This window comes from Spiroplasma endosymbiont of Dromius quadrimaculatus, assembly GCF_964031155.1.
Taxonomy (GTDB): Bacteria; Bacillota_I; Bacilli_A; order Mycoplasmatales; family Nriv7; genus Nriv7.
In genome coordinates, this window is the sequence record NZ_OZ035010.1 from 915,981 (window position 1) to 941,078 (window position 25,098).

23 protein-coding genes and 2 tRNA genes are annotated in these 25,098 nt (G+C 25.7%); 1 reads left to right on the plus strand and 24 read right to left on the minus strand.

Annotation, left to right across the window (positions count from 1 at the left end; all coding sequences use genetic code 4):
• Positions 1–22 precede the first annotated feature (22 nt).
• From AAHM88_RS05160 to AAHM88_RS05215, 12 genes are all read right to left on the minus strand, one after another.
• Positions 23–2,245: a PQQ-binding-like beta-propeller repeat protein gene (locus tag AAHM88_RS05160; RefSeq protein ID WP_342262456.1), complete on the minus strand. Its 2,223-nt coding sequence runs from the start codon at positions 2,243–2,245 to the stop codon at positions 23–25.
• A 246-nt stretch (positions 2,246–2,491) separates the two neighbouring features.
• On the minus strand, positions 2,492–3,214 hold the full coding sequence (locus AAHM88_RS05165) for a hypothetical protein (RefSeq protein WP_342262457.1): 723 nt from the start codon (positions 3,212–3,214) through the stop codon (positions 2,492–2,494).
• A gap of 68 nt (positions 3,215–3,282) precedes the next feature.
• Positions 3,283–5,112, minus strand: a complete 1,830-nt coding sequence (locus AAHM88_RS05170) for an Mbov_0396 family ICE element transmembrane protein (protein WP_342262458.1) — start codon at positions 5,110–5,112, stop codon at positions 3,283–3,285.
• Between the two features lie 42 nt (positions 5,113–5,154).
• Positions 5,155–5,445: an Mbov_0395 family pilin-like conjugal transfer protein gene (locus tag AAHM88_RS05175; protein ID WP_342262459.1), complete on the minus strand. Its 291-nt coding sequence runs from the start codon at positions 5,443–5,445 to the stop codon at positions 5,155–5,157.
• A gap of 322 nt (positions 5,446–5,767) precedes the next feature.
• Positions 5,768–5,911, minus strand: a complete 144-nt coding sequence (locus tag AAHM88_RS05180; protein ID WP_342262460.1) for a DNA cytosine methyltransferase — start codon at positions 5,909–5,911, stop codon at positions 5,768–5,770.
• Complete coding sequence (locus AAHM88_RS05185) at positions 5,901–7,028, minus strand: DNA (cytosine-5-)-methyltransferase (protein WP_342262461.1); 1,128 nt, start codon at positions 7,026–7,028, stop codon at positions 5,901–5,903. Before AAHM88_RS05185 ends, AAHM88_RS05180 begins: the two co-directional genes overlap by 11 nt.
• 3 nt (positions 7,029–7,031) lie before the next feature.
• The gene (locus AAHM88_RS05190) at positions 7,032–7,556 is read right to left on the minus strand and encodes a hypothetical protein (protein WP_342262462.1); all 525 of its coding nucleotides are present in this window, start codon (positions 7,554–7,556) and stop codon (positions 7,032–7,034) included.
• A 21-nt stretch (positions 7,557–7,577) separates the two neighbouring features.
• Positions 7,578–8,111 carry a hypothetical protein gene (locus AAHM88_RS05195; protein WP_342262463.1) on the minus strand — a complete coding sequence of 178 codons (534 nt, stop codon included), beginning with the start codon at positions 8,109–8,111 and terminating at the stop codon, positions 7,578–7,580.
• Entirely contained in the window at positions 8,095–8,562 is a 468-nt protein-coding gene (locus AAHM88_RS05200) for a hypothetical protein (protein WP_342262464.1), read from the minus strand. The genes AAHM88_RS05195 and AAHM88_RS05200 overlap by 17 nt, the downstream gene beginning before the upstream one ends.
• A 258-nt stretch (positions 8,563–8,820) precedes the next feature.
• The gene (locus AAHM88_RS05205) at positions 8,821–8,973 is read right to left on the minus strand and encodes a hypothetical protein (RefSeq protein ID WP_158500808.1); all 153 of its coding nucleotides are present in this window, start codon (positions 8,971–8,973) and stop codon (positions 8,821–8,823) included.
• Positions 8,974–9,273: 300 nt separating this feature from the next.
• The gene (locus tag AAHM88_RS05210; RefSeq protein WP_342262465.1) at positions 9,274–9,576 is read right to left on the minus strand and encodes a hypothetical protein; all 303 of its coding nucleotides are present in this window, start codon (positions 9,574–9,576) and stop codon (positions 9,274–9,276) included.
• A 324-nt stretch (positions 9,577–9,900) separates the two neighbouring features.
• A complete protein-coding gene (locus tag AAHM88_RS05215) occupies positions 9,901–10,152 on the minus strand; it encodes a hypothetical protein (RefSeq protein ID WP_342262466.1) in 252 nt (83 codons plus the stop codon).
• 491 nt (positions 10,153–10,643) lie between these two features.
• Between AAHM88_RS05215 and AAHM88_RS05220 the strand changes: the two genes are divergently transcribed.
• Entirely contained in the window at positions 10,644–11,102 is a 459-nt protein-coding gene (locus AAHM88_RS05220) for a hypothetical protein (protein WP_342262467.1), read from the plus strand.
• 47 nt (positions 11,103–11,149) lie between these two features.
• Here AAHM88_RS05220 and AAHM88_RS05225 read toward each other — a convergent pair whose 3' ends face one another.
• The 12 genes from AAHM88_RS05225 to AAHM88_RS05280 all read right to left on the minus strand — a co-directional run bounded on the left by AAHM88_RS05225 (position 11,150) and on the right by AAHM88_RS05280 (position 24,893).
• Positions 11,150–11,983, minus strand: coding sequence for an aldo/keto reductase (locus AAHM88_RS05225; RefSeq protein ID WP_342262468.1), 834 nt, complete (start codon positions 11,981–11,983; stop codon positions 11,150–11,152).
• Between the two features lie 42 nt (positions 11,984–12,025).
• Positions 12,026–12,115, minus strand: a tRNA-Ser gene (locus tag AAHM88_RS05230).
• A 2-nt stretch (positions 12,116–12,117) separates the two neighbouring features.
• Positions 12,118–12,193, minus strand: a tRNA-Thr gene (locus AAHM88_RS05235).
• A 39-nt stretch (positions 12,194–12,232) separates the two neighbouring features.
• Entirely contained in the window at positions 12,233–13,261 is a 1,029-nt protein-coding gene (locus tag AAHM88_RS05240) for a hypothetical protein (RefSeq protein ID WP_342262469.1), read from the minus strand.
• A 17-nt stretch (positions 13,262–13,278) separates the two neighbouring features.
• Positions 13,279–14,511, minus strand: coding sequence for an MSC_0882 family membrane protein (locus AAHM88_RS05245; RefSeq protein ID WP_342262470.1), 1,233 nt, complete (start codon positions 14,509–14,511; stop codon positions 13,279–13,281).
• A gap of 28 nt (positions 14,512–14,539) precedes the next feature.
• A complete protein-coding gene (locus AAHM88_RS05250; protein ID WP_215825455.1) occupies positions 14,540–14,794 on the minus strand; it encodes a hypothetical protein in 255 nt (84 codons plus the stop codon).
• Positions 14,795–14,889: 95 nt separating this feature from the next.
• Positions 14,890–15,855 carry a ComEC/Rec2 family competence protein gene (locus AAHM88_RS05255; protein ID WP_342262471.1) on the minus strand — a complete coding sequence of 322 codons (966 nt, stop codon included), beginning with the start codon at positions 15,853–15,855 and terminating at the stop codon, positions 14,890–14,892.
• A gap of 113 nt (positions 15,856–15,968) precedes the next feature.
• Positions 15,969–18,998, minus strand: coding sequence for a DEAD/DEAH box helicase family protein (locus tag AAHM88_RS05260; RefSeq protein WP_342262472.1), 3,030 nt, complete (start codon positions 18,996–18,998; stop codon positions 15,969–15,971).
• A 196-nt stretch (positions 18,999–19,194) separates the two neighbouring features.
• On the minus strand, positions 19,195–21,249 hold the full coding sequence (locus AAHM88_RS05265) for an MFS transporter (protein WP_342262473.1): 2,055 nt from the start codon (positions 21,247–21,249) through the stop codon (positions 19,195–19,197).
• Between the two features lie 418 nt (positions 21,250–21,667).
• Positions 21,668–22,048: a hypothetical protein gene (locus AAHM88_RS05270; RefSeq protein WP_338968675.1), complete on the minus strand. Its 381-nt coding sequence runs from the start codon at positions 22,046–22,048 to the stop codon at positions 21,668–21,670.
• 66 nt (positions 22,049–22,114) lie between these two features.
• Positions 22,115–23,752: an APC family permease gene (locus AAHM88_RS05275; protein ID WP_342262474.1), complete on the minus strand. Its 1,638-nt coding sequence runs from the start codon at positions 23,750–23,752 to the stop codon at positions 22,115–22,117.
• 49 nt (positions 23,753–23,801) lie between these two features.
• Positions 23,802–24,893 (minus strand): DDE-type integrase/transposase/recombinase, encoded by a 1,092-nt coding sequence (locus tag AAHM88_RS05280; protein ID WP_342262409.1) that lies wholly within the window; start codon positions 24,891–24,893, stop codon positions 23,802–23,804.
• Positions 24,894–25,098: the final 205 nt, after the last annotated feature.

Sequence of the window (25,098 nt, forward strand, 5' to 3'; positions counted from 1 at the left end):
TCTGCTTATTTTTCACAAACAATTAAACTATTGAAGTATTAATAATTAATTTTGGTTCTGCTTCTTGTATCAAAGAAATTTTTGCTTTTCCATTAAAAGTTATATTATTATCTTCATTGATAGTAATTTCATCTGGCAATAAACTATGTTCTTGTAATATTTGCATTGCTTCTTTGATTGATATTGTAAAGTTTTTATTTTCTCCACCCACATTAATGACTGTAGCAGTAATATTTCCGTTAATTTTTTGTTTTAAATTTAATGTAGTTTCAAGGTTAATTTCTCGAACAGAATATTTAATTATTGCTTTTTCATGGGGAGCAAGTTCAATTTCATCTTCATGATCAATAAAAACTAAAACCATTTCTCGTTCTTGTTTATTTGTTTTTGATAAATCAAAATCATTTGATAAAATATTTGTTATTATTTCATCTCTATAATTAATATTTACAAAATTTATTAATTTATTTTCATCATCTATGTTTAAAGTCCAATCATTTTTTGTATTTTCTTGCCCATATTTACCTATTCCTTTTATAGTTTGAAACATAAATTTTGATTTTTGATTATAATTACATGCGGGGATTTTTACTATTTTTTTAACAGGAGAATTGTTTATACGTTCTTTTTTCTTAAAACATACCTCTTTAAAATTAGTCTTATGTAATAATTTTGAATCTCTTGTAACTTCAACATTTTCAAAATTTAAATTATTAATATTAATATAATTTATTTGCTTAAACTTTAAATTAGAATTTTCATCACGAAACTTAAAAAGTGTTGCTTTTTTAATTAATTCATTCAAATTAATGATTTTATTTTGTTGATCAACACTATAATATACTTTATTTTTAACAAAATATTTATTGTTATTATTTTTTGCTTTTATTGTAGCTGAATTATTTGTTTTGTCAATAATTTCTAATTTTGATATATCTAAATAAGGATCTAAAAAATTTAATTCATTTAAAATTGTGGTATCAGAATTAACATTAATTTGTCCTAAATCTCAATAGTAATCATTATACTCATATACATTATGATCATCAGAACCAAAGTAAATTTTATTATTAAAAACTACACCCGGAGAATAAATTAACCCATTTGTTTTAATAATAATTTTTTGTTGTCCTGTTGCGGGGTTATATTCATAGACATTATTATCTCATGAACCAAAATAAACTTTATTATTTAAAGTCACCCCAGAAGAACCAATTCACCCATTTGTTTTAATAACAATTTTTTGTTGGTTGGTTGCTGGATCATATTCATACACATTGCCATCTCATGAACCAACATATAATTTGTTGTTTAAAATTACACCTTTAACATTAATCTTATTATTTGCTCTAATAACAATTTTTTGTTGTTCTGTTATTGGATCATATTCATACACATTGCCATCTCATGAACCAACATATAATTTATTATTTAAAATAACCCCATCAGAAAAATTAAAATTTGCTCTAATAATAATTTTTTGTTGTCCTGTCGTAGGATCATATTCATAAAAATTATAATTTAATGAACCAAAATAAACTTTATTGTTTAAAACTACACCAGATTCGCTAAATCTTTCATCTGATGTAATAACAATTTTTTGTTGGTTGGTTGCTGGATCATATTCATAGACATTATTATCATACGAACCAATATATAATTTATTATTTAAAATAACACCAGAAGAAAAAATTCACCCATTTGTTTTAATAACATTTTTTTGTTGTTCTGTTGCTGGATCATATTCATAAACATTGCCATCTCATGAACCAACATATAATTTGTTGTTTAAAACTATACCAGAAGAACCAATTCACCCATTTGTTTTAATAACAATTTTTTGTTGGTTGGTTGCTGGATCATATTCATAGAAGTTATGATCACGAGAACCAAAATACACTTTGTTTTTGAGCACCACCCCTGAAGAAGTAACAACACCGCCTGTAGTAATAACAATTTTTTGTTGTTCTGTTGCTGGATCATACTCATAAATATTATTATCTATTGAACAAAAATAAAGTTTATTATTTAAAACAATACCTGGACAACGAATCCCACCTTTGGAATGGATAACAATTTTTGCTATATTTATTTTATTATTTTCGTTATCGTTTCGTTTTTGTCTTTTATAATTTATGTTTTCTAATTTAATTTGTTGTTTTTGATAAGGACTATTGGCAACAATGCCTGATATTCCACTACTTGCTATTGTTATTGTACTTAATAAACTTAAAAGTTTTTTCATTTTGTATAACTTCCTTTCTTTTTGTTATTTTATTAAATTGTAAAAAATAACTTATTTTTTATTCGCCTTTATTTCCACAAATATATAAAATTGTTAGAATTGTTTGATCTACTTAATTGTAGAAATATTATGCTTTTTTACTAGGTTGATATTTTCTTTTTAATTTAATTCATAACAACCTAAACATTATCTGTTTAGTAAGTTAATACTATCATAAAAGATAAAATATGATAGATGTTGCATATTTTATCTTTCTTTATTTGCGTCTTTTAATTTTAGTTCCATTTCTAAAATTTCTTTTTTCAAGAGTAAATTTTCATTTTCAAGGGTCAAATCATTATTGTTTATATTATTATGTTTTTCCGTCTCAATTAATTTAGTAATTTTTTGGACAATTACATCAACACTTGATTTATCAAATATTTTATCTTTAATTGTTTCTTTAATTTCTCGTGTTGGAACCCCATAATGTGTGGCTTGTTCTTGCAAATCTAACAATCGATTTTTTTGTTCTTCTTGTTTTTTTAATGGTTCCAATTCCTTTTTTAATTTATCAAGTTCTTTTTTCCAATATGCATCAGGATAACGAACTAAGTCTTTTTCTCTAATCTTAATCCGATATTCGAGAAAAGGAATTGCTCCGCTTTTGTAGGCATCGTATCATTCTCAGGCTTGATCTCATCTTGGTTGATTATATTTAGCATCTCGTAAATTACCAACATCATCAACTTGTTTAAAAAATGGGTATTTAGCGGTTGTTGGAACATTTCGTCCAAACTTTTCTAACACTCACATGACATTATTTTTGTCATCATCATTTAATCTGTCAATTGATAAAGAAACGTTATTAGAACCGCCACCCAAAGCATCAACAATCGAATTTAAAATAGCATTTAATTGTTCTCTGTTTTGCATTTTGGCAACGCGTTCTCAGTTGACTTCGCCACCCAATAATCGTCATAATCCCATGTTTATCACTCCTTTTTACTTTCATTATACCTTATTTATAAAATTTGTCAGGTGTTTTTTGACTGCAACTATTTTTTGTTTTTTGTTTTTGATTTAAAGTCTTTTTTCGCATTTTTTAAATCATTTTTGAAATTATGAATATTAACTCTATTTGCTATATTTTTTGTTTTATTTAAATCTTTGATATTGGTTTTTATATCTTGTTTTTTATTAAGATACTTTTGTTTTTCACCAAAATTATCAATTTTATTTGTAATCTTAGTTTCAAAATTCTTTTGTTTGGTTTGATAATTTACTGATTTCTTAATATTTTTATTATGTTCTTGTTGCATTTTGTTTTGCGGATTAATAAAAACAAAACCATTATCATTGTTGTTTTCGTTGATACTAATTTTCTTGTTTAATCTTATTTCTTTTTTAGTTTGTGGATTTGTAATTGGTTTAACATTTAAATTACCCCTCACTTTCCCGAGTTTTTTATTTAAAGATTCAGTTTTATTACAAGTATGTCTTTTTGTGTGTCCTTGATTTGTTTCATTACCACTTTTGACTAGTTGTGGATTGATTTTTTTACCAATTGCTACAAATGGTGTGGCAATGCCGGTTCCAAATTGTTTTCAGAATCCTTTTGCTCCACCTCCGCGAGCAGCCCCCACTAGTTTACTTGTTGCAAGGGTTGCAACCCCAAGTCCAAAGCCTGCTAAACCAGTAATGCCAGCACGCGAACTCATTCCCTCGGTGGCGTGTCAGAAATGGCGATAATCAAGTGGTTTTTCTTGGCGAGATTTACTGCTTGATGTTTCACCATCACCCCAATCATCATCACCGCTAAAACCCATCGCGTTCATGGTTTTTTCACCCATTCCAGAACCACCCATTGCCATCGCTCTTTTCGCTCTTTTGCTTTTGGCAAATCCGAATGCTTTTCCTGCCATTTTAGCAGCACCAAGTGCCATCATTCCGCCGGCCACAGTTGATCGCATTGAACTCATTCCTTCGTGAACACCAGCTGCTTCACCAATTAAGTTGGCAACAACATTGGAAAATTCCATCACCGCTATTCCGCCACCACACATCATCAGAATAATAAACAATGATTTACCATATCCTTCAATACCTAAACCTGCTAAATTAGTACTTAAAATCGTTTGAATTGTGGTCATAAATATAAAGTATCCTGTTAAAGTAGCGGTCGATGCTAGAAATTTCGCAATTACCATATCTTTTCAAATAAATGCTCCTTTACCATTGTCAATGGTCATCGCGACCATTACTCATGGTGAAATAATAAATAAGAAAAACAATTCAATTATTTTTTGCACCAAAGCAATTCCAATCATAAACATTGCAAACAGCATAAATCACACCCCAAAAACTTCGGCAATCATATTAAAATCACCAATATTATCAGGATACGCATAATTGCTTGGTATATTATCACCACTTCCATCTCAATATTTGTTTCCAATATTGTATAGGTAATTTGCAATATTTCCGTTTTCGCCGCCAAATCCTGATGTAATCATTTTGGCAATGTTAGCAATTGCAAAATTTGCCAAAAAGAAAAAGATTGGAATTAAAAAGATAAAAACAAACGCTTTACTACCATTTTGTAAGGCAACAATAAATTTTGTTTTTGCTTCGGTGGCATCTTGAAACAAAATTTTAATCATGGTAATTGTAAAAATTAAGGAAAATAAGCACAGAGCCGTAATAACGAAATATCAGAATGCCGTTGGGATATTTTGAAAACTAAACTCTTGCTTTGATCCAAACATTAAATCGCCAACAACCCCACCTGTTAAATAATTTAATACGTTGTTAAATGATCCAATTAATTGTAATGGCCCTTGTACAAAAATCGATCATATTAACCTATATAATGCATTCATTATCATATATATTCACCTCCTTTTTTAGTTTTTATATAAACTATAAAACTATCCACCGATCGCGGGATTATATCCTTTATAAGCTTGCAGAAAAACATTAATTACCGCAATTACTACCAACGTTCCAATAATTACTATAATTGGTCATTTCAAAGCGCCTAGATCATTTGCTCTTGCCTCTGGATTATCAGCATTTCGCATAATTGAGATTAAAATAATAATTAATTTTCAACCTGCAAATATAACCTCCAATGTTAGAATAACTCCTAAAACAATATTAGTTCACATTATGGCAACATCAATTATTCCACTTAAATCGACTGTGTTATTTGCTTTCATATTTTCTTCCTCCTTTGTTATTTTAAAAATTTGCTTTTGTTAAATTTGTTTCTTTTTTGATAATAAATATTTTTCTTTTTTTAATAGTATTGTTGTTGATTATTAAAGTAATTTTTAATATTGTTTTTCTTAGCCATTGCTATCTTTCCTTTCAAAAGGCAGGCAAAATAAATGCAATAATAAATTACCAAGCATAAAATCACAATCAATTCCAAGGACAATTAAAAATAAGATAGGGGAATTACTAGCAACAAAATTCCAATAATAATTGTTAAAGGATATAAAAGTCATTTTCATCAAACTTTTCTCTTGTTTTGCATCTTTAATTTTTCCTTTCTATTTGAAACATTGCTGTAAAAATTCTTTCTAACACATCAACAACAATACTATTGCCAGCTTGTTTATAAAGTTGGGTTTCTGAAACAACTTTTCGTGCTTTATCAAAGTCTTTATTTCTAAATCCCATTAATAATCAACATTCTCTTGGAGTTAATACTCGTAAAAAGTATTTTTTTTTCATCAATTAAAAAAGATAGTATTTTACTACTATCTTGTTGTTGTAATTTATGGTTATCAACGATGATTTTATTGACATTACTTGCTGCGATTGTTCCCATATGGTTATTTTCTGTTTTTCAAAACCGATTATATGAACCGTTAACTAGTAAACCGTCTTTTGTTCGTGGCAAAACAATAAAATTTCTATAATTTTTAATTGGAATTGCTATTTTTGCTGATTTTGAATTTATAGTTAATGTATCTAGATATATATTTTCATTACTAGCATCATATACTCTACTTTCTTGTTTATAAGAATTAAAGTCTATTTCCGTTTTGCCGCGAGCATTAAATTTTATATCATTTGGAATTGCAATAATTCCAGCATTTCCTCATCGCATTTGTTTTGTTGTAATTGTATAAGCACATTGTTGAATGATTTTAAGTTTATTGTTTTCAATTGCTTTTTTCATTGATTCTTGTCTAATAAAATATTTTTCATTTATATTATTTTCTAAAATATCCTTTATCAAAAATTTTAAATTACAAGGTTGGGGATATTGAAATTTAAAATCTTGCTTTAATGTTGAAATCATAAACAATCTTTTCCGATTTTGGGGAATTCCATAATCCTTGGCATTCATTGTAAAATATTGGTTATAATATCCTAATTCACTAAGTTGATTTTGGAGATTTTGAAATCCGACAAAAAACTTTTTACTTAATAAATTTGGTACATTTTCCATTAAAAGATATTTTGGTTTTGTTGGCATTGTGCTTATTAAATCAACAACTTTGTACGCTAAACCACTTCGCTTGCCATTTAATCCTTGCCCATTATTATTGGCATTTGATATGTCTTGGCATGGAAATGATCAAGTTATTAAATCAGCATACGGTAAAGTTTCTAGTTTAGTAATATCACCTAAATTTGGTGTGTCATAATCATTAAATATTGCTCGATATGATTTTTCAGCGTATTTATCGTTATCACAAAATGCAACTACTTTATGGTTAATTCCAATCTTTTCTAATGCTTTTCTTTGACTTCCAATCCCCGCAAATAATTCAATTATTTTAAGCATATTTTAATAACACTCTTTTAATTCTCTATAAATAATTTGCTTAGGCAAAAGATTATGACAAATATATGCTGTCTCACTTGGCGGATTTTTACAAATTATTCCATTATTTGATATAAACTTGATTCTTTTATCAAACACCAATAATTCACACTGATCTATTTTTTCTCTAATTGGTTTTAATGCAATACTTACTAATGGCATTAACATTGCAAATGGTTTTCCTAAAATAAATAAATGTTCTATTACTTGTTTTCTTTTACTAAATGGAGGGTTAGAAATAATATAATTATATCTACCCACATCACTTCTAATGTAATTAAAGAAATCAATTCCATCATCAATATGACTATTTCAAACTTTATGTCCATTTCTTTTTAAAACACGGACAAATTCACTATCAATATTATCAAAAGGGCATAAAATAGTGCTATTAGGTTTTAAAAATTCTAAAATTGGTTTAATCGCATATTCCTGTGTATATCATTCATCATTAACATTAATTTTATTTAATAAATTAGAATTTAACATAATTAACTACCAATTCCTTTCTTAATTGTTTTTAATTTCATCTAAAATAATTTTTGTATTTTTAATCTTTGTTTTAATTTTTTCTAAATCTTTCTGATCAAAATCACTATTTTTAATTTCACTTAGTAAATTTAAAGCACTATTTAAGTTGTTTATTTGTTTTTCTAATAACTTAATTGCTTGTTGTTTTTGTTCGTCTGTAAACTCATTTTCTTTTTGACATAGTAAAATTTGATATTCACAATTATTTAGTTCAGATATTTTGATAAATTTTTCTGCTTGTGTTTGTTTTAGTTCTGTTTGATAGTCTTCTTCGTTTTCATAATCATTTTTACTATTTTCAATTTCTTTAATTGCTTCATCATATTCTTTTATTTCTGCTGTAATTTCTTGTTTTAATTTTTCATAGTAAAAAATGTCTTTGATTATTGGTCTTTTTGTTTTTGATGGTGGTAAGTGTGGTTTGTTATTTGCAATATTGCCACAACTAATCAATGGCATTGTACTTTCACACGATAACGAAAATATCGCCAATAAACTAAGTAATTTTTTCATATTTGTTGTATCCTAAATAAAAACCATTATCTCAATAATTGGGATTATCAATATTTTCTAAATTTTCTAGTAATTGTTTTAGTTCTGTTCATGTTAATTTTCGTTGTGTTGTTTTGTTATCATAATGATTGTTATATTCATTTAGTAAATCATTATTAGCATCATTTTTGTTTTGCAAATTAAACTGCTTTTTGTTTTCTTGCTTTAATTTTTCAAAAGATAAAATTAAATTTTTTCCCACAATATTACCATTTTTATTATTGATACTACTATTAACCACATAATTTTTATTTTCATCAATTTCTAAAATAAAATAATTTTGATAACTTGATAAACCTAAACCATTTTTATCTCAAACAACGCAATCTTTTTGTTTGTTTATTAAAATGTGCGTTTTATTATTTATTTCTTGTGAAATTAAATTTTTGTTTAAATAAATTTTTTTTATCATATTTAACATTTCACTTTATTTTTTACATTTTTGGCATTTATAGAATTTATTAAGCGTTAATCATTCTGAATTTGAAATAGTGAACTCTTGTTCGCATCTAATACAATCAATAATTATTTTTCCATTAAATCTTGCTTTTGGTTTTGAATAATCTTTTTTTATGATAATTACCTACCTTTATTTTTATCTCCATTATTTTTTATTTCTGATAAATAAAAAACCAACTAATTTTAATAAATAGTTGGTTTAATTTATCTTTTATCTTATTTGATTTAAGATATTTTCAATATTGTTAACTTTATCAATTAAAGCTTCCATAATTTGCTCTAAATTGCTTAAATTATTTTCTGTTGTTGTTTTAATTTCGTTAATTAAATCGCTAATTGTATTTTTGATATTATTTTCAACCATATATATTTTCCCTTCTTCGTTTATTTTTTATTGATAGAAAGAGAGAGATTAATCAATCTTCTTATATTTTTTTCTTTTTTTCACTAGTTATTTGTTAAATAACTTTGTTGCTTATCCTCTTTTAGGCATAGTTTCCCTTAGGTATGGTTTAGTTAATCACTTGCGACTACGCTTCTGCCCCATGTAGTACTAATTAAATTAGTTGATTAACCTTATCAGATTTCCTCCCACTTCGTTTATTTTTTAGTGTTCCAGCTTGACCACTTTGTGAAATTTCTTACCTATATATACCTATTTTTCCTAATTTTTGATATTAATAATTTTCCATTTATTTTGTTCAAAAATTAATTTTTTAATAATTTGATGATTATTTTGGCATTGCAAAGTTAAAAATCAAAGTTTAGCATTGATTTTTTGTTTATTAATAAATTCTAACCTTGCTAAACAATGCCGAGCATATTTTTTACAATATCAACCACCTTTTCTGTTTTTGGTTAATTTTGTAAAGTACTCATTGATATAACACTGACATTTGTTAATTAGTGTTGATTTATTTTTTATTTTAATTTTTAATTCTTTTTGACAGAGTTCTTTTAAAGACACTCGCAGAACCTCCTTATAAATAGTAAGATTTCTAAAATTTTTTTATTGTGGAACACTCACTCTTTAACTATTGCAAGTTAAAGATTTATCCCCAAACCACGATAATTCTTTTATATTGCCTAAAAGAATTGCCTCCATTATGTCGTAGCGGTACGGCCACCCCTGTCTTGTTTATCCTCGCTTGCTTGGTTTAACGACATTCCAAGTAGAGAGTTTTATTTGGTTGGTTTTGCTATTATTTTCTTAAACTAAGCAAGGTTAACGACAATTTTAACCTAATTAAAAAAGACTGATTTTATCTCAGTCTTTTTCTTAGTAGTTTTTTTAAAATTCTCACCAAACGATTTCTTTATGCGGTCTATGTGATTTCCTTCACTTATTTCCTAAATTAATTTCCAAAATTAAAATTGGCAAACCACAAACTAAAATTGCAATAAAAAATGGAATTAAAAAAGCAGCAGCACCATTACGATACATTTGCGTTGGAAAACCTCAAATATTTCCCAAGCCAACAGCACCAGCTAAAGCTGATAATATAAAACCAATATGTGTTAAACCCTTTTTTTCTTTTTCCATTAAAATATAATCTTTCTATTTTAATTATTATAATACGCTAATATTTATCTTTTGTAAATAAAAAATAACTTAAATATAATTTTATTACTTAAATTAATTAATAATTTAAAAAGTATATCCCTAATATTAAGTAGACAAGCAACCCTAAATTATGTGATACAATTAAGAGACATTACTCGAAAGGAGAAATAATGACTGATAATTGTAGATTACGCTGTGTTGCCTGCCAATGTACTTGTCGTACACCGGGAGCAGAACATCAAAGTAATAATATAAATAACTGTAGTGACTGTCCGACTTGTAAAACAGAAGACAATCATGAAAGAAAGCCACCCCGTAAATTTTAAAAAATGAACCTAATGCAGGTTCATTTTTTCATTAGACTATTTTTAGACTATTTAAGATATAATATAAAATATATTTGAATTATTTTGATAATTTATTATATAATTATGTTATGAAGAGAAAACAACAAAAAGGTGGTCTAATGAATGACAATGATAAATCATCTAGCTCTATTATATAAAATCTCGCAACTTAAAGAAAAGTTATACATTGACTTATTAAGAAAATTAGAAATTAAAAATCTAATGCCTGTACATATAAATATTTTATTAGTAATTGATAAGATCAAAGATAAACCCATTATTGTTAATGTTGCAAAAGAACTTTGCAAATCCAAAGCTGACACATCAGCCGTGATATCAACATTAGTTAAAAAGGGTTATATTACTTGTAAAGTTCTTGCTAGTGACCGTCGTTCAAAACTATTAACTTTAACTCCTAAAGCACAAGAAATCATTAAAAAAGCGGCATTAATCAAAGAACAAATTGATAGCATTTTGTTAAATAAATTAAATAGTATTGAAAAAGATATGCTTCATTCTTATTTATTAACCGCAGGAAACAATTTAGAAGTAGCTTTAAAATCTGACTCTTCATTAGTTTAAAGCTAACAATATAATAGAAAAAACCTTGTAAAATTACAAGGTTTTTTCTAATTTCCAAAATCAAAATTATTAGGATCAGGACCTTTTCGTGATTGTGGTAAACTATCAATTCACTTCATATGTTCATCACTAATTTTAAAATCATCAATCGCACTATTTTCAATAATCCGCGTCTTATGCATTGACTTGGGAATTATTAAACTTTGATGTTGATAAGCTCATCGTAAAAATAATTGTTGAATTGTTTTATTATATTCACGAGCAATCTGCTCACAAGTTTCTGGTAAAGAGTCATGATATTTCATTGTTCCTCAACCAATAGTTACAATATTATTTTTTTGATGATATGCTCTTAATTCTGTTTGATTTAATCCCGGATGAAACTCAATTTGATTAGCAACTGGTAACTCTTTAGCATCTTGTTTTAATTGTTCTAACTGCTCAATATTAAAATTACTAACACCAATCGCACGAGCTTTTTTAGCACGATATATTTCCTCTAATACTTCTCAAGCAATTTTACGATTATTTCACGGTCAATGCATTAAAAATAAATCAACAAATTCCAAACCTAATTTTTCTAATGAGCTATCAATCTCTTGTAAATACTGTTCTTTTGTTAATTCATTACCTCAAAGTTTAGTCGTAACAAAAATTTCACTGCGAGAAATCTTACTTTCTTTAATTGCTTGCCCAACGATTTCTTCATTCCCATAAATTTTAGCCGTATCAATATGACGATAACCCTGATTTAAAGCTTCTAAAATCGCTTCCTTACCTAATTCATTATTTTCAATTTTATATGTTCCAAAACCCATAACTGGCATCATAATACCATTATGTAATTTAACTTTTTCATCTAAAATAATCCTTTTTTTCATAAAAACCCCTTTATAAATATTTATTTATTATATTTCATTTTATGGCGGAGAGTACGGGATTCGAACCCGTGGAATCCTTTCGAATTCATCACCTTTCCAAGATGACTGTTTAAACCACTCACACAACTCTCCAATGGTGCTGGTTAAGAGAATTGAACTCTTGACCTCACCCTTACCATGGGTGTGCTCTACCGACTGAGCTAAACCAGCAATTGATATTTCCTTCTTCATTATAACTTGTTTGCGATATTAAATAAATGATAATAAAATCTCATCTAAATTTTCTCACTCATCTTGATAACAAAAAAGAAAATTATTTTTAATATTTAGTTTCTTTTTTACTATGAGTTTATTAATCGCATTTTGAAAATATTCATAAGCTACTTGATTTTGCTTTATTCGCAAATCAACGCCTTCAATTAGTCCTAACCCCATAATAAAAATTTGTCCATAATATTCTTGTTTTGTAATTTTAGTAATTGTTTGTCGCCATAATGGATATTCATTAGTATTTTGGCAAATAACTATTTGTGAATTTTTATGAAAAGAACTAGCGCCCATACCAACACCTAAATAATTTTGTAAAGTTCAATAACTATATTGATGTTGCGATTTAATGCCTCTATTAGTAATAAAATTATTTTTCTCATAAGGTAAATAACCATTTTGTTTTAAAATATTTTTCAATCATTGATATGTAATTACAACACAATTATTATCAGCTTCATAATAACTAATATGATTAACAGGCAATTTTCTTAAAATATTTAAATCATTTTCAATAACAGCTTTAGAAGAACCTTTTAAATTATAAAATAAATCAATTGCTTGATTTTTAAAACCACTAACTAATGCTTTATTAATTTGCTTAACATAATTGATATTATCACAATAATTATTTTGTAATAATACCGCCCGACTAAATGAAATTACTTTTCATATTAACCGATTAACACCATAACTATTTCATAACAAAAATAATTCATCAGTATTATTACAATGTAATTCTAAATTATATTCAATAATATTCCTTGCTAATGGTTGTAATATATTTAAAATTCGCTGTCATTGTTCAAAATCAAGGTCACGAGAACAATTAACAGCAATATATATTGTTTGTAACTGCTGTAAATTTTCTCGCTCACAAATTATTTCTTGTTCAATATTATCAATAATAATATTAAAATCTTGTTTAACAATTAATTTTTGATTAATATTTTGCAAGTGATAATTTCCATCATTACTAATAAAAAGATTTACAAATAAATGAAAATACATTTTAACTTGAAGCAACCTTAATTTTTTTTTCTTCGTAATAATCAAATCGGAATCGCAATAACAAAAAACATAATCGCAATAATTGTTAATCAAGTTCATAAACAGCGACGATTTATTATTCGCTTTAATTCATACATTTCATAAGGATTAATAATTTCATAACCATAAAAACCAATAATATTAGCTTTTCTTTTACGAACAAAAATAATATTTAATACTTGTAAAAAAAATAAGGCAAATAATATTCCTGTTAAAATAATAATTTCTGTTGTTAAATCTCTAATCGTCATATCTAAAATTAAAAACCCAAAAAGTTTTGGCTGTGTTGCGCCTGATAATCCATAAAGAATAGCAATAATTGCAGCACCAATAATATACAAAGGAAAAGCTACTCAATTAATAATAATACTACGAATATGCATTTTTCGATAATTAGCAATAATGAAATTAGGAATAACATTATTTCCTAATTTAGCTTTTTTTAAATATCCTTCCACTTCTTTTTTAATTTTAATTCAATCAAACAAAGAAATAAAAAATAAACCTAATGACACAATACATAACGGTATCATCAAAGTTGGATGCGGAATTAAATTTTCATTGTCAATAACAATATTTTGTTGCTTTAAAAATCACAAAATTAATGGTATTGAAGAAGCAATTATTCCTAAAAAACCAATAATCATTGTTAAAACCAAACGATATTTTTCACTACGAACCTCATTAGCAATTTCTTTAGGAATAGTTTTTAAACTTAACGAACGATACGGTATCTCTTGTCCTCGTGGTTCATCATATGATAAATATGGTTCTTGATATGCTTTTTGATATAAAGTTGGACTATAATCATTATGATTATCCTCTAAAAAATCATTAGGTGATGAATCTAAAATTGGTTGTTGTGGTTGTGGATATTGATAAGAAGTTATTGTTGGCGAATTTTGTTGGTACGGCATGCCACCAAATTCACGATTATAACCATTTTTAGGACTATAAACTCTTGCTTTTGGTAAACTATAATTTTCTTCATAATATGGTGGTGGTTCTTTATTAATACCAGAATTAAAATATTTTTTATCATCAACTGTAAACTCATAACGATTAATTACGCGGGGAACATCATTTTGCTTTTGTTTTCTTTCATAAGGAAAATACGGATCAAGTTGCTCTGCCTTTAATTTATTATCATTAAATCGTTTTTGTTCTGCTTTATTAAAAAACTTATCCATTATTTTTTCTTTTCATGACATATCTATTGCCTACCTTATAAAAATATAACTATTTATTTTTTAATGCTTGCCCCATTTTAATTACTTCTGATTCAATATTATAAATTAATTTTTCATTTTTAAATTTTTCTCAAGCTGAATTTTTCAGGTTACGATTGCGATAGTTAATAACCAATAAAATTGCACTAATAATTGCAATAAATACTACCCCAATAATAATACAAGAAATAATTAAATATTGAATTGCTAAATTTTGTCCTAAAATATTAATATAATCTTTTTCATTAGTTAGAAATCCTTGCAAAATAATTACCTTCTTTATGATTATCTTTAAATTACATAGTAATTATATCGTAATCATTAAATTTTTTAAATAATTAATAATTTTATCAAAACAATTTATGTATGATTTTTAATATGATAATTTAATTTTTGAACTTGTGCCTTACTATTTGTAACTGTATAAACTAATGTTCCATCTTTTCCTGTTCAAGAAAAATCACAACCAACAGTTTTTAAATTAGCCATTACTTCTGCTGTTGGATAAATATGACTTTTATTACCAACATATTCTAATCCATAAGTATCAGGATTAACACCCGAAGCAAAGCAAGTTTTAGGTTTAATCTTATTTAAAAATGACAATGAACTTGATGTTTTACTACCATGATGGGCTACTTGTAAAAAATTAACTTCTGAAAGCAAATTCTTTTTTAATAACTCTTGTTCTACTTTCTTTTCGGTATCGCCTGTTAATAAAAACCGCTGATTTTGATAAACAAAAGATAATACTAAGCTTTGATTATTTTCATCTTTACTTGAATTGCTATTAATAAAGTCCTGAATTTTATAAGTTAAATTATCAAATGATAAACCTAAGATATTATAACTTGGCTTAACATCTTGCACAATAATTTTTAAATCTGCTCATTGTTTTGGTCATTTTTTGCTTGCTTTGCCTTGATAGCGTTCAAAAAATGAACGACTACCATAAATATTTTTAACATTAACCGTATTAACAATCGTTTCTAAATTACTTGTATGGTCAGTATGATCGTGAGAAATAAAAATTGCATCTAATTGATTAATTTTTAGGTTTTTTAAATAATTAGCAACAAAATTACTTTTTGCATATTTATCTTTTCATCAATCTTGCGGATTACCGCCAATACCCGTATCAAACATTATTGCCCGATTTTTATATTGCGAATTCGTAATAATCGTTGATAAACCATTACCAACTGCTAACATATGATATTGTAATTGTGGATTATTAAGTAAAAAATCACTAATTTTACTACAAGATGCTACTAAAAAAATATTACTAACTACTAAACTAAGTTTAAATAAATTACTTCTTGTCATAACTATCATTCCTTATCTTGGCAACATTTTTTCTAATTCATCAAATTCTTGTAATTTTAATTATAAAAATTTTTTAAATAAAATGCCTCCAATCAAAGTTATTATATATAGATTTATTCTATCAAAAACTTTACAGTAATGTAATCTTCTTGTACACAATCAATGTATTTTCCCAAACCAATAAAATTATAAAGTTTTAAATATAAATTTGGTAAATTGTGATTAATTTTATTATCTAAAAATAAAAATTTAGCAATTTTTAAATTTTGTAAATCATTCACTAGTTTACTTTGCATTGTTTTATCCTCAGGAATTGACCACCAATATTCTTTACTTGTAGCATCATATTTCGTTTTCTTACCATATTTACTACCAGCAACATCAGCAAAAATAACTGCTTTTGTTTGATCAAAAGTTAAATGTCCCGCTTGAAAAGCAATAATTCTTAATTCACCTAATTGTTTAATAAAATTTACGCGACGAATTGCACATAAGGCTTGACGAACAGTAAATATTGATTCATAAGCTAACAATGGATACAACAAAAAATTATGTTCATTAACTAATAAGGTTTCATTTTCTAATTTATATTTTAATATCATTACTAGTTCATTAACAACTAATTTATTATGATTAATAAATTCTGCTACTAAATCATCAATTGCTAAATAATTAGGAAACACTTTTAAAAAGGCTTTCATACTAGTTACTTCATATAAAAGCGAACAAATTAATAAATTATCATATTCATAATTAATTGCTTCATTATTAATGTTTTTTAACAATCGCTGATAAAAATAATTTATTAAATAATAATCATTAAGAAATAAAAATTGCTTTAAAAGATTTTTATTACGATTAGAATCATTAATACCATTTGCATAAACTTTAATATCTTGACCAATTTTTAAATAAAAATCATTTAAAAAATTATAAAATTCCCATAGGGTTAATTCATAATCTTGTAAAACTTTAACTAAACCATCAACACCATAAATCCGATAATAATGTTTAATAACTAAATGGATGCGTTTTTTATTTTCATATCATTTTTGTAAGTTTGCCAAAATAACTTTTTGACTGCGTTTCTCTAAAGTAATCGTACACCCATAGGGTAAACCACTATTACCACCTAAAAATGCTTTATTCCTTTCTAAATGAGAATTATAAAGATTTTTAATTCCCACAGTAATATCATATTTTTTATCAACATTAGCAATTAAATCATAAACTTCTAACTTATTTTTACTATCAGTTTTTCTTAAACCACGACCTAATTGTTGTAAATAAATAGTTTTTGAACTTGTTGGTCGTAACATTATAATTGTATCAATTTGCGGAACATCAATGCCTTCATTAAACATATTAACAACACATAAATAATTAATTTTACCCTTTTTAAAATTATTAATAATTGTTGTTCGCTCTTGGGATACTTCATTAGTTAAATAAGCAGCCTGTAACCCTTCTTCCTTTTGAAGAAAATTAGCAACAATTTTAGCATGCGTTGTTGTGATACAAAATACTAAACAAAATGGTTGAGCATAAATACCAATATAATTATTTATCACACTAAATAATAATTTATTGCGTTCACTAGTATTCAACTTCTTAAACAATTCAACATCATTATTTAAATCAATACCTTCAAGATTACTACTAATATCATCAATACAATAATAGTCAAATGGCGATAATAAGCGTTGATTAATAGCATCTCATAATCGTAATTCATATGCAAATTCATTATCAAAATACGGCGTAATTAACTTATTATCTTCCCTTTCGGGAGTTGCTGTTAAACCAATAACTTGTTTTGATTGAAAATAATTAAAAATCGTTACAAATGATTTAGCAGCAATATGATGGGCTTCATCAAAAATAATAACATCAAACTGATCCGGTAAAAACTTTTTTAAATTACGATAAACTGATTGCACAGTAGCAAATAAATAATTAGTATTATCTAATGTTTGATTTTCATAAAAAACACAACCAAACTTATTATCTTGTAAAACATTACGAAAAGTTAATATTGCTTGATCAATAATTTCTCGTTGATGAGCTAAAAATAATAATCGGGGGCGAAAATTATTATTTTCTTTAATTTGATTTAAATAATCAAAAGCACTAATAATAGTTTTCCCAGTTCCCGTAGCCATAATAATTAAATGCTTAGTTTTATTAATCTTGCGACGATATTGTAAACGATTAACAATTTTTTGCTGAAAATCATACATTGAATATTTTCTTGTTATCGTTCCCTCACTTTGTGCTTTAATATGTAAACGATTATTATCAATTCTTGTTAGTAACATCTCACGCTCATTAGCATTATTAAAATTAACAAGATTATCATTTCAAATTTTTTCATATTCACGAAAGAGATGATAATATAAATTAGGATTACTAAACTCACTAATTTTAATATTTCATTCTCTTCCACGCATCATTCCCTTATAAGTTAAATTAGAAGAGCCTACAATTGCTGTTGAAAAACCTGATTTTCTTTTAAAAATCGCTGCTTTAATATGAATTCTTTCGCTACGCTTTTCAGTATTATCTTCTACCCTAATTAAAATATTATTATAACTATTAACTAAGTTTTCTAATTCATATAAATTAACAAATAAAGCAATATCATCAAAAGTTGTCGTAATAAAATTAATCTTAATATTATGTTGTTGAGCATACAAAAAAGAATTTCTAATTTTATTAATCATTCCCTTAGAAATAAAAGGATAAATAAAATAAACACTATCAGCAGTTTTAATTTCTTTATTAATTTCATTAATTAATTCTTGTTCATTTTCATTAGTAAATAAGTGATTATCAATTAATCGAATTTCTTGATGATAACTAACCTTTTCTTGCAAATCATTACCTATTTGTAATAAAACATTATTAGATAATTGTGATTGTTCACTATAAATACCAATAATTTGATTTAAAAATTTTAACTTATCATCAACTGTTTTATATTCTTGCAATTTAATACTTAAAATATTATTAAATTGCTTCAATAAATATTTATCAATGTCTTTAATAGCACTTTTTTCATCATTAAGATTTTTAACAATATAATCTTCATTAATTGTTTCACCTAATTTTAATAATAAATCATAATAACCTTTTTCTTTCATTTATAAATCACTCTTTATTTCCTTGTTGTAATAAGATTATATACCGCCTTAATTAAAAATTTGTTATTTTATTTGTAAATAAAATAAATAACATTAACAAAACAAAATACGATGTGTTTAATGAAATTTATTAACCACATCGTATAAAAATTTTATTTTAATAATTAATTTTGAGTAATAACTTCAAACATAATAACTACACCCCTTTCTTGACAAAACAAAGTTTACACGAGTTAAATTTCTTTGTATTTTCAAAAGAAATCTGATAACTTTCCGAATTAATAAACATTCGTTTTCCTAATGTTTCTATTCCTTTAGCATTAGCAAAATATCTTAAAATCTCATTTACTTGAATAGAACTAACTAAACTATTTAAAGGACCATAACTTGGTGATTTAAAATTTGAATTTCAAAATTTAAGAGTTGGTTTTTTATCTTGGGGAACAATACAGTTTCAACATTTAGTTACTTCGGGAACTATTAACGGTCCAACAATCCCATACTTATTAACATACCCCGCAATACTATAAGGAATTTTATATTTAGTTGCGATTTCATTTATTAAATAATAAACTAAAAAACTAGAATCAGCAGAAACAATAATAAAATTACTATCATTTATTTTCAAAGCAATTTCTTCATAATTATCTTTAGAAATTTTAAAATCAAGATGCTCAATTTCACAATTACGATTTCGTTTTAGTAACTGCTTTTTAAGCACTTTACCTTTTTTTTGACCAACTTCTTTTTCTGAAAATATATATTGTCTAGTTAAATTTGATAATTCAACAATGTCATCATCTACCAAATATATTTTTTTAATACCCGCAACTGTTAATAAAAGAGCAATGTTAGTACCAATACCACCCGCACCAACTAAGGTTATTGTTTTTGAATTTAAAAAATTAAAATTATTATTACCAATCATTTCAAAATATAAATTATGGCGCGAATAGCGGTCTTGCATATCAATTAATTCATCCGATAAAATAATTTTATTTCGTAATAAAAATGAAATAAAATTATTAATATGACGATGCGATTTTTTATTATTTGCAATTAAAAAATCTTTTAACTCTATTAACTTAAATTGTTTATTTTGAAAATTATTAAAAAATTTTAAAAATTCTTGCTTTCGTCAACTAAATCGTAAATTTTTAAAAAATTTAACATCCGTGCCAATAATTTGAATGCGCTTTTTTTTATAGTTAGTAACTAAATTAATATGATAAGGAATTTTATAATCTAAATTTGCATCAAAAGCGACTTTTTGTCTTGAATTGCTATTTTGCAAAATAAAAAATACTATAAATAAACTAATAGCACCAATAAAAATCACAGTTGCAAAAGCTGAAAAAGGATTATTTAAAATTCTATTAAATAATGTTAAGACCAACATTACAACCATTGAAACAATACGACTAAAAAAACTAATTGTTGAAGTAATCGTTGACCTTTGTTTTGATGAAATCGCATTTTGAATTTTATTATTATAGAATAACATAATAAATGTATTCGCCAATGTTACAATAAAAAATACTATTGCCATCACAATAACATTATTTAAAAAGAAAAATAATCCTCCAATCAAATAGATTAACATAAAAATAGGAAGCAATTTTTCTTTAATGTTTACAAATTTAAAAATATAAGAAAAAAGTGCTGTTGAAAATAATATTAACGAATAAAAAATACTATTATATTGAATATTAAAATTAATTTGTTTTAAAAGAATTTGTCAATATTGCATTATCGCTTGTAAAGGAAACTGTAAAATAATAATAATTAAAATAAATATAAATATTCCTTCTTTGTAATTAAAAACAGCAAATGTTTTTTTAAACTGACTTCTTATCGTTATATTGCTTTCTGATTTAACTTCTTTATCAAAAAACCAAAAAACAAAAAATGCTAAAATTATAAAACTTGTGGCAGAAATTAAATAAATAACACCATCAATTAATTGGTATAAAAATATTCCCGTTGTTGCTCCAATAATCATTGCTAAAAGCATAAAACCATTATTATAACTAATAAATTTCTTTATTAATTGTTCCTTATTATTTTCTTGTGATAATTTATTAACAATAAAAGCATCAATCGAACCAGTATCAAGAGCAGAAGAAATACCATAAATAAAATAACAAATTATTAAAAAAACAATATTAGAAGATAAAAATACCCCAACAAATGCTAAAGCATTAATTAATAATGAAATCACTTTAACATTTTTTTTTACAATATAAATCACTAAAAACACCACTAGGAATTTCAAAGGAAACAATACCAATAAAAAATAAAGTTTGAACTAACCCATAATTACTAATAGTAACCCAACCCCCTTACTAATAAAATAAGTAAACAAGATTGCATGCGGTAAAGCTCTAAAAAAGTGAAAAAACGCAGTAATCAAATAGTATCGTTTTAACATCTATAAATCATAATCCTTTCATAAATAAAACAATTATTTTTATTTTATTATTTTAAAATTGTAACACCAAGCTAATTAAATCATATTAATTGAATTTATGTACCAATTTTAGAAAATATTAATATTTTATCTAAATTTATTTTGTAATATTATACAAAATTTAAAAATAAAAATTTAATGAGATAAATTTTTCAATTAAAAAAGTGAAGCCAAAGCTTCACTTATAAAAATAAGAATTTTATTTTTTTGTTTTAAATGATGTTAATGTTCATAAGACTGAACCTACTGCTAAAAACGCATAAGGTGCTGCTCCAAAATAAGTTCATATTGATTTATAATCAACATCAATAAGACTACCAATAAGAATAATGATTGATAGGGTTGCTATTAAAGCACCTCAAACTAATGATCAAATTCCAACTTTAACAGAAAAAGGAATCAATATATATACTAACCCTAAAAATAATAATAACGGTCACGAAATTTTTAAACCATACATCACACCAGCATTTTCATCTTTACTAATTGCAATCGCAACTGCAAAAACCATAATTCAAATAGCGCCAATCATCATTAATATTTTAGGAATTATTAGTCCTGTTGGATTTATTTTTGCCATATATAATACATCCCCTTTAACTAAGATATATTATACTATTTTCAAATAGTCTAATGCAAGACTATTTTATAATTCTGTAATTTCATCACCAAATTCAGAACCATTACCAGTCTCATTAGGAGTAATTTGTCCCAGAGAAACATAAATTTCTGGCACATTATTATCATTAGAAAAATTATTTGTCGTCCCATTATCACTTGTTGATTGTCCAAGTTCTGATCCATTACCAGCTTCATTATCATTTTCTAATTCATTATCTTTCATAAATAATCCTAATCAAGGCAAAGCAAGAATTAATAGTAAAAAGAAAATTTGTAAAATTGCTCCTACTTTATTTTCAGAGGTTACTAATAAAGCAAAGTAAGAATAAACATTATATCCCAATATTAAAGTAATACATAATATGGAAATAATCGCTGCCGGAATAAAATATCAAGCATTAAGCGTTTTAATTTTTTTACGATAACGATTTAATAAACCATAAAAAATAATTACACCATATAACATAAATGCCATCACAACACCAGCATTACTAATAAAATCAAAGAAATTATAATTATCATCAGTAACTATCGTTGGTAGTGCCATAATTACAATTCAAACTGCAAATAATACTCCCATCACCATTAATGTTGCTGTTTTAATACCAAAACGATTAATAACTTTTTGTCATATTTTATCGTTACCAACAACAAAACCATCATCTAATGATGACCTTGTTAACTTTGTCATTGAAAAACAATAACCATTTAAAGTGCCAAAAGCACTAATAAGAATAAAAATAAAAATTAAGCGCGTACAAACAGCATTAACTGTTGGATTATTAAATATTTTCCCCGCAGCAATAGCAACGCTACCACTAGGGTCTAAATTTAATGTTGAAATTGAAGTTAAGACATAAATAAAGGTAATTCCTGTTAAACCAAAAACTAAGGCTAAAGGAATATTTTTACTAGAATTCCGAACATCTTTTTGAATATAAGTTGTTGATAAAAAACCATCAAAGGCAAAAAGAATTCCTGGTAACGCCATTAATAGCATTTCAAAATGACCTTTATTTTTAACAATTTCATATTTTTTTGGATCACCTAATCCAGTTTCTAAAAAAGCACCTGCTCCTGCATTAACAACAATTAATCCAGCAACACCAATAAAAATTAATGGTATTAATTTTAAAACAACGGTAATCATTTGTACTCATTTACTAATTGATTCATTATAAATGCAACAAACAATAACAAATAAAGTATATAAAACTGCAAAAATACTTAATAATAATTCATACACATTAGAACCACCTAAGACATTTGCTAAACGCATTTCCGCATCTTGACCGCCACCAATTGCTCAAACAGAAGCCTTACTAGTATAATAAGCTACTGTAAAAGCAGTTAATGGCAAATAAATATTATTCATTGCGTTACGAACAACACGACCAAATTTACTACCAGCAAACATTTTTGCATATAAAGCAATTCCCGAATTATTATCTTGTTTTGCCGATGAAATTTCCATAAATGATAAACCAAAAGAAATTGCTACAACACCACCAATAATTCAAGCAATAATTCCTAAAATTCCATTACCATTAACAAAGCCGTAAACACCTTCATTTTTAAAGAAAATCCCAGTTCCAATTACTGTCCCCACAACCATACAGAGGCACATAAATAAACCATATTTTCTTGCGACATTTTGACTCATATATTTTTTCCCTTCTAAATTATTAATTGTACTATAGCACAGACATATGTTAGTTTCAAGAGGTTTTTAAAAGTTTGTTTAGAAAATTGAATGGGATGTCTTTTATTGTTCAATGATTCCTTTGAAAGTTATAAAAGTAATAATATTCATTTAAATATCTTTGTAATTCATTAGTATTAAATCTTTTGATATCATCTAACAATAATAAATTATTATAATTCTTATGAAATCTTTCTATCTTACCATTACTTTGGGGTGACCTTATTGGAGTAGTTTCGTGTATTATTTTATTATCTTTTAAATATTTACTAAAGGGTCTTTCTTTTATCTTATATTCATTTTTATTACTTCAATTAGTAGTGGTAAATTCTGGAGCATTATCAGTTCTAATTCTATTAACTTCTATTCCAAACTTCTTAAAATCATATATTGCTCTTTGCACAGCATTAATGGCGTTGTTAGTTCCTAAACTATCATAAACATAACCAAATACCATTCTTGTCTTTTCATCAATAAAGTCATAGACATACATATTTTTTTCTACCGGATATTTTGACTTGGGAAAGTGTTTAGCATCCATTTGTATTAATCCGATTTCTTTTACTTCATAACGGTTATAATAGCGTTTGTTTTCCTTAATTTTTTGTCTAATTTTATCATAGCGAGGGTCAGATTTAATTCAGCGATAAAATGTTCTAATATTTCTTGGTAAATCATATTTATGGGCGTCATGTTCGCCTCTAAGGAGATTATTATATAATGACCAAACACCACCAGCTTTAATGTTTTTGTATTTGTAAAATAAATCACATATTTTTTTACGACTTTCAATGTTAAATTGATAATGTGGGTTCAACGGTTTTGTTGATTTAATTATTAAATTACTAAAATTATTTTCATAGTAACCAGTAATAATTTTTTTAGCTCAACGATAAAAAGTTATGTCAATATTGTGAAAGTGTTTTTTAATTAATGATTTTAAAGTATTTTTTTCGGTATAAAATTGTTTGCATAGGTTTAAATAATTATTAATTCGTTTTTTAGTTTTATGATAGTTTTTATCTCGGTAAAAACCCTTTAATCAGCATTGTAAGCGTGCTTCTAAATCTGATAATTGATTTTCGGCGATAATATATTTCATTGTTTACAAACCTGCTTTCTATTTAATTATTTTTGTTGATTTAATCTCATTATAAATTAGTTGTTACTTGATTAAATTTTTTCATATTTTAATGCCGTAAAAATTAGAAATTTTTGTTTGTTAGTGTATAATCAAATTCCAAGGTAAGTAGATTTTAGAATAAGATTTGAAGAAAGGAGAAAGTGATATAAATTTTTATTAATTA